Here is a 12,980-nt window from a genome sequence, read left to right on the forward strand (position 1 = left end):
CTAAAAAAATAAGGAGTGCCTTAAGTATGGCAAAAAAGGCACTCCTTACATAGTTTTCAATTAAAAACGGTATCTCACTCGTCCCATAAGGTTCGCTCCTGCCTGAGGGAACACTCCTTTATATACAGTTTTTGTTCCGTCTGTCAAAACAGAAGTACTTACCCATGCATTCGAGTTATATTTTATACTAGCCATATTGTTAATATAAAACTGAAAATCGAATTTGCCTATCTTCTTTGCATCTAAAGTATATGATGCGACCATATCAGTAACCAAATAGTCTGATAGGCGGTTGTCCGGATTAGAAGTGTTGTCATAATACATACGTCCTATATACTTATTTGCAAAAGATAGACTAAATTCTTCCTTTTCGAAAGGTTTGAAAGTAAGAATAAAACTACCGACAGTATTAGGAGAAAAGGATATATCTGTAGACTTGAAAAATTCGGTAGCTTGCTCTACCTCATTCTCGTCCATATCATATTGTCTGTAATAAGCTGTATAATTTTTTATCTTATTTCTACTGAATGTAATATTTCCGTCCATACGCAGCCAGTATGTGGGTGTATAAGCTAATGATAGCTCTATTCCGGTGCGATAACTGTCAGGAACGTTCTCTTGTAGTTTGTAACCTACCTCATTTAGTCTGCCGGTTTGTACTAATTGGTCTTTGTAGTCCATATAATAGTAATTGGCACTGAAAGCGACTATGGAGTTCGCATATTTGTATCCAAATTCATAGTCATACAGTCTTTCAGGTTTGATACTGCGAGAAACTCCCTTTTTTAAAGACTCTTTCAGATCTGCTCGTAGAGGTTCGCGATTAGATATCCCCACAGAACCATAAATTTCATTGTATTTGCTGAAACGATAAGATAGTCCTCCTTGTGGATTGATAAAGTTATAATAGTTTTTATTGGTCAGGTCTATTAAATCATCATCCAGGCCCTTCATTCTGTAATCTATGTACCTGTCTTGTACTTCTGCAAATAATGATAGATTTTCTATAGGACGATATTCTGCTTTCAGAAATGCATTGACATCTTGCTTTACAGCAGTGTTCCGGTTCCACTGATAACCGTATGGGATATTCTCATTATGCTTTATCCAAAGTATTCTTCCATAATGCTCACCATCATAATAGGTAAACATACTACCAGCCGAAATCTTGAACTTATCTTTATTGTACTCTACATTTGCTCCACCTACATAGAAATTATTTTTCATTAGCTTACGGAGTATAAGATCTGAGTTTTCATAGATTTTTCCATTTTCTACCTGATTGCTTAGCCCATAGTTGGCAAATGTTTCTCCTGTCAGATAGTTTTCGTAATATCCATATCCGTTATTGTAACTCAAATTTATATTCAATGTCAACGAATTGGACAGGTAGCGTGTATAGATTAGTTGTCCTATGTTAGAATAATAGTTGTCCGTATCATTATCATAGTAACGGGTTTTATCATTATCATCAGTGTATTCTCCTGCAGGATTGTAGCGGCGGTCTTTTTTTACCATTTCGGGGTCTATTCCCCACCATGTTATTCCTGTGTGCTGAATCCCGTTCATGTATATGAGGCGGATCAATTGCTTATCGGAATAATGGGATAATGCTGCATAAATATTTTTGTGGTCTACTTTTCCGTTACGAATATATCCATCACTTTTTATGGCAGAATAACGAGCATCAAGTGAAAAACCATTTTTGAGAATCCCTGTACCCGCAGCTCCTGACAATAGGAATGTATTGTATTGTCCATAGGCAGAAGATATGTCTGCATAGGCTTTTGGTCTTCCGCCCAAGGTCTGCATAGAAATACTTGCTCCGAAGGAGGCGGTGCCGTTAGTAGATGTACCTACGCCTCGTTGTACCTGCATACTCTGAAGAGAGTTTGACAAATCGGGTAGGTTGACCCAATATACTTCCTGACTCTCAGGATTATTTAACGGCATGCCGTTTAGTGTAATGTTGATGCGATTTGCATCTGTTCCCCGAATACGAAACGATGTGTTCCCAACCGCTGTTCCTCCTTCGCCATAGGATACTACAGAAGGTAAGGTCTGCAAAATGAACGGAATGTTTTTTGCTGCGTTGTCCTGTTTTATTTGTCCCTCACTCAAATCGGAGTAGGCGATTGGAGCATCTGCTCCTGCCCGTGTGGCAGAAACAACGACCTCTTCCAGTTTTACAACTTTAAGACTGTCAGCCTTCTGTTGTGAATAGATTACTACACTGCTTGTAAACAAAGCAGAAAGAATAAGAAATACCTTTTTCATTTAAGTTATTACTTTAATAAAGTACATAGCAATTCTGATTGCCATACACATGTTAAACAAAAAAGGGGTTTTTATTAAGATGACTTCCCTAGAAAATTAAAGAATATGCGTGCGCACATGAGCATTTCTTCTTTCCCTACGCCGGCATTATCCGGATCAGGTGTGTGGGTATGATCTCAGCCCGTTATATTAAGGCACCCCTAAGATTGCGACAAAGATAAGTAAACCTTTTTAATAAATAAGTGTTTAATCTTTATAAATTGTTTCTATAAATGCTAATTTCTGATGTAACTAAATGCAGAAATCAGAGTCTATATATTAAAGATAAAAATGTACCTTTGTCATTAAATTATTAATTGTTATGAAAAGATATAAAAACAAACTATTTACAACACTATTATTAATTGTTGCACTGGTAACATTCTCTTCTTGTGAGAATGATGAATATTGGAAAGCAACTACTCTTAATTTTGAAACAGAAGTGCCTGTTGATACATATAATGGGAGATTTAATTATACAATAAGAATATTGGATACAGATATTACTAGAATGCAATTACTTGAAGTAAGAACTCTGAATTCATGGCTTATTGTATCCAATATGGTACAGCAAGATCGAGTTACTTTAAGGTTATTTGCGGATGGAGGAAATATAAGCTATGATTATATGGGGACTATCTATGCAGATAGAAACGGAGAGTTTGCTATTGATGATAATGGGTTTAAGAATTTCATGGCAGATGTTATCGATGCTATGAGGTACAAGGGATATGTGGATATTACAATTACTGGTACTTCTAATATCGGTGATGGTGGCCCTCTTATATTTACATTCAATAATAGCCTTGATATATATGTCCGAGACTAATCAATGTCGGATTATCTTAACGAAATAAGAGAAATAGATAAGTCTGCCTTATCTTTACGGGATAAGTATATCAGACTTAAACAAATACTGGAACGAAACTGCAAAGATATCACATCCGAGGAATCTTTGCAGTTTCCTTCTTTATTCTCCCGTATTGTCTTTATTGGCCAGAAATATACCCTGCCAAAATCGCTTGAACGACAACTCCAAAATGTACGTGTAAAAGCTAATTTCCTTCTCAAAAGCGAACAGAATACAATCTCTACCAATCAATATGAACAGGCTAAAGAAACAGTTGAGCGATTTTTACGGGCAATAGGCAATGATGCTGTATTCTGTGAGAATGAAGATTCTCTTGTAGCTGTACAAGAAGGAGTATTTGAGAAAATACGGGTGCAAATAACCTCTATCGATCAAAATAGTGGTATTATAGAATGCGAAGCCGATTCTTTTATCGGGCATACAATAAAGATACAGCCTTTCTTGTCTTCTTTAAAAGAAGACTTCAAAGAAACGCTAGATAATCTTTGGGTTGGGGCACAACTAAATCTTATAGATGCAAAGATTGATAAGTCGGGCTACTGTGTACCCAATATAATTGTAGTTGAGCCCGATTATTTGATAGATGCTTCTGCAATAGCTGAGTGCTTTCAGTCGTATGGAAGTTCACATCTGCACTATTTTAGACGGAAGTTCGAGCCGAGTGTAAATACGCATTATATATTGCTCGGAAATCTGGCTAACTTCTTCTTAGATGAACTTATCTATGCTGAAGATATAGATCAGCTTTCTTTCGATGAGGTGTTTCTTAAATCATTTAAGACGATGCCCTTTGAGTATGCAGCATGTAAAGATATTGCAAGTAATGCCGACTTTAAGGAGTTTATGATAAAAGCCCAGACTCAGTTTGCTAATATCAAAAGAGTTGTTCAGGAGGATATGCCCGCTAATGGATTTAACCGAGAAGAGTGTATGCTGGAACCTTCTTTCTTCTGCGAAAAGTATGGTTTTCAGGGGCGTCTCGACTTGCTTCAATTGTCAAGTGACGATAATAGAGTAAGCCGTATTGTAGAATTGAAGTCAGGGAAGCCTCCTTATCCCCGCGAAGACGTAACTAGAATAGCGCCTAATCACGAGACGCAAACTATAGTCTATCGGCTGATGATACAGAGTGTGTTCGGAAAAAGTTCCCGTCAGATTTATCCAACCATATTATACTCTTCTGCTGAAAACAAAGGTGAGAATCTGCGCTTTGCTGCCACATATCATAAACTCGAGAAAGAGATAATCAATATCCGCAATATGGTTATAGCTACCGAACATAAGCTATATACAGGCGACTCGGATAGTGTAGCAGATGTGTTCTCATCTCTTTTCGATCTTGATAGTTATGGAAGAGTACCTCAGTTCTTCTGCGACAAATTGGACGAAATGCAAAAGGTGCTTAATAATGCAAGTACAGTTGAAAGAGCATACTTCAATCGTTATGTCAATTTTATATCAAGAGAACTATACCTGCTGAAAGTTGGTGATGAAGGTAGTGCTTCGTCAATGAGCGTGGCCAGCCTTTGGAACACAACGTTCCATGAACGACAGGATGCTTTAGAACTTATATCCGATCTCGAAATAGAAAGAATAGACAGTAGCGGTCGGGATATGGTAATCTCCTTTCAAAGAACTTTCCCCGATGAATGCGTCAATTTCCGTGAAGGAGAGATTTGTATTCTCTATCCTAAACAGAATGAAGATGAGACGGTTCTGACAAATCAGATTCTTAAAGGCACGGTGGTTGAAATATCGTCAGCACAGGTTGTTCTGCGCTTCAGATACAAACAGCGAAACCTCAGCTTCTTTTCCCGCTACAAATATTGGACTGTAGAGCACGACAAACTCGATCATGGCTACAACAATATGTTTAAGAGCCTTTTCTCTTTCTTGTCTTCCGCTCCCGACAGGAAGGCTTTATTGCTGGGGCATCAAAAGCCCGATTCATCGTATAAAGAAAGTAGAAGCACAGTCATGACAAAAGAGAGTAAGGAGCAAGAAGTAATTGATAAAGCCATTGCCGCACAAGACTACTTCCTTATAGTAGGTCCTCCCGGTACAGGAAAGACTTCTATATTTGCCCGAAAACTTATAGAGCAATTATATACTTCGCCAGATACGAATATCCTTGTAATGGCATATACCAACAGGGCAGTAGATGAACTATGCGCTGCTATCTGTGAGGCATTTGCCGAAAGAGAAGAAGACTGTACCCGATATATACGAATTGGTTCGGAGCTGTCGTGTGGCGAAGCATATCGTCATCGCCTGTTGCAAAACGTTTCGCATAAAGCCCGAAGCAGAAAAGAACTGCTTGACGAAATACGTCATGCTCGTATATTTGTGGGTACTTTGGCTTCTGTTATCGGAAAGCCTGAACTTATGGCTATAAAGCATTTCGATGTAGCTATTATAGATGAGGCTTCACAAATACTGGAGCCGCAAATAGTAGGACTGCTTCCTCTATTTGACAAGTTCATTATGATAGGCGACCACAAGCAGCTATCTACCATTACTCTCCAGAGCGAGAACAAGTCACAGGTTGCAGATGGTTTACTAAACTCTATCGAATTATACGACTGCCGTGAATCTCTATTCGAAAGGCTGTTTCGTATCTGTCTTAAAAAAGAATGGACACAAGCTTATGATACTCTTACATATCACGGTCGTATGCACGAAAAGATTGCCGAGCTCGTTAATGCTTCTTTTTACGATAGTCAGCTGCAAATAGCTACTGAAAGGCAGACTGAGCCTCTGTTATATAGAATTTACGATGAGAACGATTTTTTCGAGACACTTGTAGCTACCCGCAGAGTTTCTTTTTGTCCTGTACGAGAAGTTGATAATACAAATCTTACAGATAAAACAAACAGGGCGGAAGCCGACATGGTAGTTTCTATTGCCAAGGCAGTAGTCTCTTTATATAGAAAAAACGACTTGACCTTCAACTCTAATCGGACTCTAGGAATAGTAGCTCCTTACCGTAATCAGATAGCTCTTATAAAACACAAACTGGTAGAGACAGGAATTCCTGAGTTAGCTGATATCATGGTAGACACTGTCGAACGATATCAAGGGAGCCAACGAGATATTATCCTCGTTTCCTTTTGCTTCAACCATTCTTATCAACTGGACAATTTTAGTAATATGAACAGGGAGGGTACAGTAGATCGCAAACTTAATGTTGCTCTTACCCGTGCTCGTGAACAACTGTTTCTTATCGGTAATGACTATATACTACATCAAAATCCAATCTACAAAAATATCCTGCCGGATGATTTTAACTAAAACCTGACAAACTTGTACTCTTTTCTCTTATTTTTTCATTTATTACTTTTTTCTAGTTTGCTCGTACTGTTTATTAAAAACTTTATAGATAAAGTAAACTGTAAAATATAGGCTTGGTAAGTTCTGTAATTTTATTGAACTTATGATAATATAAAAATGTTTGGTTGAATGTTCAACTAATTGTTTTTTTGTCGTATCTTTGCACTCAAATAACATGGACATGGTGCAAAAATTTATACAAACAATATTGCAGACCCAGTCTTACTACCGTCAGATAATCCATAGAGAAATACGAGAACATAATATAGATGTGACATTTGAGATGTTGCACATCTTACGATGTCTTGATGGAGCCGGCAATGTAAATCAGCAAGAGTTGGCAAATCTGACGTTTAAAGATAAATCGAGTCTGTCCTATCTTATCAAGAATATGGAAAAAAGAGGCTTGATAAGACGAGAAGAGGATGTGAATGATAAAAGGAGCAAGCTTGTTCTCCTCACACAAAAGGGTAACGAACTTTACAAAGAAATAAAAAGAATAATTGAAGACGTGTATAGCCAAATGGAAGAATGTCTCGATTTGGAGCATATCGGAATATGTATCGAATATATGCAGGAGTTTACACAGACTATAAAAGAAAAGTAGTGAAAAGAAGTTTAATAATAATTATCGCATTTTTCTCGGTTTTACCGCTACTGATAGCTCAATCGCCGTATAGGCTTACAGTAGAAGAACTTTTCGAGAGAGGGATGCAAAATAGTATAGCAATACAGCAATCTGTAATTAAAGCGCATATCTCGGAAGACAAACTGGGTCTTGCAAAGAAAAAGCAGTTGCCTGATATTTATGTTAGTGGGCTGTTAGGGTATGTAGGTACACCGACAATTCTCGACAAAGATCTGTCTTTCTTGAAACATTCCGAAGCTCCGGATTGGAAGCAAAATTATCAAATCAGCGCCACTCAACCTATTTATCAGGGTGGAAGAATCAGCAATGGTATAGAAAAAGCCCGTCTGGAAAAAGAAGTTGCAGAATTAGGCTTGCAAAAAGATAAAGCAGAATTAAAACTGTGGCTGATAGGTAAATACCTAGACTTGTTTAATTTGTACAAAAGCCGAGATGTATATGCCCAAAATATAGAAGAAGCTAAGGTTCGTCTCAAAGATATTGAGAAAATGAAGGAGCAGGGTATGATAACAACTAACGATGTATTGCGGAGTAAGCTTTTACTCACAAACTATGAGTTGTCGTATAAAGAAACAGAAAATGATATATCTCTTGTTTCCCAGCAACTTAATATTGTATTGGGATTGGATGAAAGTCTGGTTTTAGAACCTGATATGGATCTTCTGGCTTCACGTACCAATACATTGCCCGAGAGCGATTATATATATCAGGCATATTTGCAATACCCCGATCTGAAAATGGCAGAACGTAATATAGACATAGCCCGCAGCAACCTGAAACTAACTAAGGCCGACTACCTCCCTACCTTGTCGCTACAGGCAAGTAATACTTTAGCCCGACCGATACCGAACATCTCTCCGGCGCAAGATCTGTTTCTGAACGCATGGGGGGTAAGTCTCAATTTGTCTTATCATATATCTGCCCTGTTCGATAAGAAACGCAACACCAATGTAGCCAGACAGCAGGTCAGTCTTCAAGAATTGGCGCAACTACAGCAGAAACAAAATATACGTACCAATGTGAAGTCGGCGTATGTAAAACATCAAGAAGCATTGGATAGGATAAATGCTTTGAACGAATCGCTTGTGCAGGCAAAAGAAAATTACCGTATAGTAAAAAATAAATATTTTAACCAGTTGGCAATATTAACCGATTTGCTGGATGCGAATTCAGTCCTTCTGACAGCAGAGCTACAACTTACTTCTGCCAAAACAAAAGCGATATATACTTATTATCAACTGCAAAAAGTTAGTGGAAATCTCTGATTATGGATACAGAACAGTCAAAAATAGTAGATACAGAAAGATTAGAAGAAAAAGAAGCTTATCGAAAGCTTAAAAAGAAGCGTGTACGCAATATAATCCTTAATACTGTCAGTATCTTGCTGGCACTGAGTGGTATAGCTTGGGGGGTAAATTTCTTTATACGATATTATCGTTACGAGATAACAAACGATGCCTCTGTAGAACAGTATATTACTCCGATAAACTCCCGTATAACAGGATACATAAAAGAGGTGCGTTTCACCGAACATCAATGGGTAGAAAAAGGAGATACACTATTGATTATAGACGACAGGGAGTTTAAGATTAAGTTGCTTGATGCTGAAGCTGCCGTAATGGATGCAAAAAGCTCTGCATCTGTACTTTCGTCGAGCATAGCTACAACGTCAACAAATGTTACTGTTTCTGAGGCAAATATAGAAGAGGCTCAAGCTCGCCTTTGGAGAGCCGAGCAAGACCTGAAACGGTACAAGAACCTGTTGGATGCAGAATCTGTTTCGCAGCAGCAATACGATCAGGTGAAAAGTGAATATGAAGCGCAGAAGGCTCATTATTCAGCCCTGCTGAGACAGAAAGAATCGTTGAGGTCAACATCGACAGAAGCTTCAAAAAAACAAGGTAATGCAGAAGCTTCTATACTTCGGCGTGAGGCTGATCTAGAAATGGCAAAGCTCAATCTTTCATATACGGCTATCATTGCTCCCTATAGTGGATATGTAGGACGGCGGACGCTTGAAGCGGGGCAGCTTGTGCAGGCCGGACAAACAATAACCAATCTGATAAAGAATGATAATAAATGGATTATTGCTAACTATCGTGAAATGCAGATTGAAAATATTTATATAGGTCAGGAAATAAAAATCAAGGTAGATGCTATCAAAGGGAAAACGTTTAAGGGCAGAGTAACTGCAATATCGGAAGCTACAGGCTCGAAGTATTCGATGCTTCCTACCGATAATTCGGCAGGTAACTTTGTCAAGATACAACAGCGTATCCCTGTTCGTATCGACTTTGTAGATATTTCCGCAGAGGATATGCAAAAGTTACGAGCAGGAATGATGGTAACTACAGAAGCCATAAAGGACTAAGAGATGATAATTCCAGTAATACGAACAACAACCATAAGCCCTTTCAGAAGTTGGGTACCCAATTGGCTGAAGGTGGTAGTGGCTCTCACTATATTGGTTCCTATATTGTTAGTGAATGGAGCGTATACCGGAAGTAATATTGATATATCCAGTTATTTGGGGGTTATTTCAGAGGACATAAATATTGCATATTATGCCTCGTCTGTAGGTATGGCTGTTGCACATTTGGTGATACCAAAGATTAAGCCTATTGCTACAGCCAAAACAATAATACTTGTGGTCTTATTATTTCAGGTGGCTCTCAGTCTTATTTGTGCCGAAACAAGCTATATCGAAGTTATCATTGTATGTAGCTTTTTTATAGGTTACTTTAAGGCTTTCTCGATGGTGGAGACTATCAATATTCTAATGCCGGCATTTAGCCCCAGTGGAACACGTAACGAGTTTTATGCTAAATTCTACCCTATAACTCTTACTTGCGGACAACTGTCTCTTGTGCTTACTGCCGAATTTGCTTATATATATAACTGGCAGTATATGTATTATTTTATGATATTGGTACTGTTAGTAGCTATTATAGCAGTAGTAGTGTGCATGACTTATGCACGCAGGCTGGTGAAAATTCCATTCAAAGAAATAGACTGGACAAGCTTCTTTCTTGTATCCGTTTGTTTTATGTCTATTATCTATGTGGCTACATATGGTAAAACAAAGGACTGGTTTACCTCGGGCAGTATTATCACTGCAACAGTGCTGATACCTCTCACCGGATGGCTGTTTATACGCAGACAATTTTCCGATAAACCTTTTTTAGATATTAGTGTACTTAAAAACCGAAACTCGGTTACGGTGTATCTTCTTTCTTTTGTACTCATGTTCTTCGCATCATTCAGTATTCTTGTCTCCTCATATACTACCAATGTGCTGAGGCTGGATAGTACTCATATCAATGAGTTGTATCTTTATATGATTCCGGGTTTTGTTGTCGGAGCTATAATCTGCTATTATTGGTTTATGAAGGAAATACGTATGGCGTGGCTTATTTTTTTAGGATTTGCGTGTTTCACGATATCAATTGGGCTATTATATTTTAAGATTACTCCATCGGGCATGTATGAGGATTTGTATTTACTTATGTTTTTGAGAGGAGTTGGTATGCTTGTCTTATTTGTGGCATTTGCTATATATGGTATATCTGGATTGTCTCCAAAACAGTTGATATATAATGCGTTCTTCCTTATTTCAGCTCGTTCGGCATTGGCTCCGGCTATTGGAGCATCTATACTGACTAATTGGTTGTATCGCTTGCAACAAAAGAATGTAAGTGTACTTTCGGAAGGTGTAGACATGCAAAATGCTTTAGCCTCAAGCCAGTTTTCTTCATCGGTAAATACGGCACTACAACAGGGATGGAGTGTAGAGGACGCACATAAAATAGCAACGAATCTATTATATCAAAGGATTCAGATACAGGCTATAACAGTCAGTATTAAAACGATTACAGGCTGGATGCTTATATTGGGTATAATTCTGTTGGTAGGGATAGTTCTTTACTTTTTACAATTCAAGCCTGTGAAGTTGATGAAGATGGGCAACGATATGTCCGGATAATTCAACCTTCTTCTACAGTTATTAGTTTATCGGTCGAAAATTTTACTTGTTTTACAAAAGCCTCTTTTCTAAAAGGACACTCTTTTACAAGGCAAGATGTACAGTATTTTTCCAGACAAGAATCGGAGTGTATAGATATTACTGTATCTTGAGGAAAAGCCTGGATGAGACACATTCGTAAATCTTCGCATCGTGTATGACCTTCATTTATATTATAGTACCAAGGTAGAGTGAGATCACAATCTATGAAATAATCACTACCATATTTTAGTACTTTTAGATTATGTATGTCAATCCAGTCATCTTTCCGGTTTTCATTAATAGCTTCTGTTATTTTACCAAGAGTGGCACTATCTGCTGTATCAATAAGGTTTGTGATAGTTTTTCGGAGAATATTAATTCCTGTATATACAATGATACCTCCAAAAATAATAGCCAAAGCGCTATCTATCCAAACCAAACCTGTAAAATATAGAACCAGTAAGCCGATGACAAGCCCTATTGTGGAGTAAGTGTCGGACTGTAAATGCTTCCCCCCCGAAATAAGTGCTATGGAATCGTACTTCTTACCTTGACGAATGCTATACCAGCCTAATATGTAATTTACCAATCCGGCAGCGGCAACTACGATGATACCAAAATCTAACTTCTCGATGACAGAGGGGGTAAATAACCTGCTTATTCCCTCGTAGATAATAACTGCACCTGCTCCAAATATAAGAATACCTTCTATTGATGCTGAAATGAGTTCTATTTTTCCATGTCCAAACGGATGATCTTTATCTTTGGGCTTGGCAGCCAGATGAATTGCATATAAGCTTATTAGTCCTGCTACTACGTTAACAATGCTTTCCATAGCATCTGTCAAGATCCCAACAGAGTTTGTCAAGTAATAAGCTGTAAATTTTCCTATAAGAAGAAATACTCCGCATATTACTACAATCGTTTGTATGCGTTGTTTGACTCTACCCGATTCAGAATTCATTACTGGTCGTTTTATAGTTTACTCCAAAGTTAAATAGTTTTTCCGGCAGACATGGAAAATAATTATAAAACTTATTCAATCTTTCCGCTACATAAATTACTTCATACTAGATTGGAGAATAATTCTTTTGTTTAATACGCATCTTTTGTCCCGAAAAAGGTGCAATATCTTCTAATATACTTTAATTTTGTTATTGTTGTAGAAATGCTAAATATTATAGTAGTGAAATACTTACTGAATTGTATAGTAATAGGTATAATATCTCTCTTTGTGGTTTCTTCGTGTATAGATAAAAAATACGATTGGGCTAACTTAGACAAAAGTGGAGTAATAAAAATACCTCCTGTTCCATTAGGTAGTCTGGATACAATATATCTTAGCGGCCTTCCTCAGGGAGAGAGGCCGTGGGGAGTGCCGATACCGGATTTCTCGATAGTGAAAACTGATACAATGAGAAATCTCTTTGAAGGTAATGCTGTCAAGAATTTTTTCTTTGAAGGAGCCAGTACTGTCGAAATAGCTTCTGACGTAGATATATATATTGCCATAAAAGGTATAACAATAGATCTGTATCTGAGTATAATAGATCGAGATGGACAAAGGAACGAAAATGTTGTTATACCAAAACAAAGCCTGACAACAGTAAAGAATCAGAAATTGTCCATTCAGATAGCTTCTCAATATATGCGCTATATGCAGGAGGCAAAAGACTTGCAATATACTATTGTTCTCAGTTCCGATGATGGTTCTGTGTGGATAGGCAAAAACGATTATATTTATTTGAGAGATGCTATCATCAAAACCGGAGGATTTTACTACGAACTGTAAGTCTTAGATAATGTATAGA

At 37.7% G+C, this 12,980-nt stretch carries 9 protein-coding genes and 1 riboswitch; of the genes, 7 read left to right on the forward strand and 2 right to left on the reverse strand.

From position 1 onward, the window contains the following. Positions 1-60: 60 nt before the first annotated feature. A complete protein-coding gene (locus BGC7_RS06570) occupies positions 61-2,277 on the reverse strand; it encodes a TonB-dependent receptor (RefSeq protein WP_050700766.1) in 2,217 nt (738 codons plus the stop codon). Between the two features lie 116 nt (positions 2,278-2,393). Further along, positions 2,394-2,489, reverse strand: a riboswitch (TPP riboswitch). A 149-nt stretch (positions 2,490-2,638) separates the two neighbouring features. On the opposite strand from BGC7_RS06570, the gene BGC7_RS06575 reads away from it, so the two are divergent. The 6 genes from BGC7_RS06575 to BGC7_RS06605 all read left to right on the forward strand — a co-directional run bounded on the left by BGC7_RS06575 (position 2,639) and on the right by BGC7_RS06605 (position 11,148). Beyond that, positions 2,639-3,145: a hypothetical protein gene (locus BGC7_RS06575; RefSeq protein WP_050700767.1), complete on the forward strand. Its 507-nt coding sequence runs from the start codon at positions 2,639-2,641 to the stop codon at positions 3,143-3,145. Between the two features lie 3 nt (positions 3,146-3,148). Further along, complete coding sequence (locus tag BGC7_RS06580) at positions 3,149-6,478, forward strand: DEAD/DEAH box helicase (protein WP_050700768.1); 3,330 nt, start codon at positions 3,149-3,151, stop codon at positions 6,476-6,478. 220 nt (positions 6,479-6,698) lie between these two features. Then, a complete protein-coding gene (locus BGC7_RS06590; RefSeq protein WP_050700770.1) occupies positions 6,699-7,124 on the forward strand; it encodes a MarR family winged helix-turn-helix transcriptional regulator in 426 nt (141 codons plus the stop codon). Further along, entirely contained in the window at positions 7,124-8,431 is a 1,308-nt protein-coding gene (locus BGC7_RS06595) for a TolC family protein (protein WP_050700771.1), read from the forward strand. The genes BGC7_RS06590 and BGC7_RS06595 overlap by 1 nt, the downstream gene beginning before the upstream one ends. 2 nt (positions 8,432-8,433) lie before the next feature. Further along, complete coding sequence (locus BGC7_RS06600; protein ID WP_050700772.1) at positions 8,434-9,537, forward strand: HlyD family secretion protein; 1,104 nt, start codon at positions 8,434-8,436, stop codon at positions 9,535-9,537. Positions 9,538-9,540: 3 nt separating this feature from the next. Next, entirely contained in the window at positions 9,541-11,148 is a 1,608-nt protein-coding gene (locus BGC7_RS06605; RefSeq protein WP_050700773.1) for an MFS transporter, read from the forward strand. Between the two features lies 1 nt (position 11,149). Here the strand turns inward: BGC7_RS06605 and BGC7_RS06610 are convergent, their stop codons facing one another. Then, positions 11,150-12,133 carry a cation diffusion facilitator family transporter gene (locus tag BGC7_RS06610; protein ID WP_050700774.1) on the reverse strand — a complete coding sequence of 328 codons (984 nt, stop codon included), beginning with the start codon at positions 12,131-12,133 and terminating at the stop codon, positions 11,150-11,152. A 204-nt stretch (positions 12,134-12,337) separates the two neighbouring features. Between BGC7_RS06610 and BGC7_RS06615 the strand changes: the two genes are divergently transcribed. After that, entirely contained in the window at positions 12,338-12,961 is a 624-nt protein-coding gene (locus BGC7_RS06615; protein WP_157258672.1) for a hypothetical protein, read from the forward strand. The last annotated feature ends 19 nt before the right edge of the window (positions 12,962-12,980 follow it).

This window comes from Dysgonomonas sp. BGC7 (assembly GCF_001261735.1).
Lineage (GTDB): Bacteria > Bacteroidota > Bacteroidia > Bacteroidales > Dysgonomonadaceae > Dysgonomonas.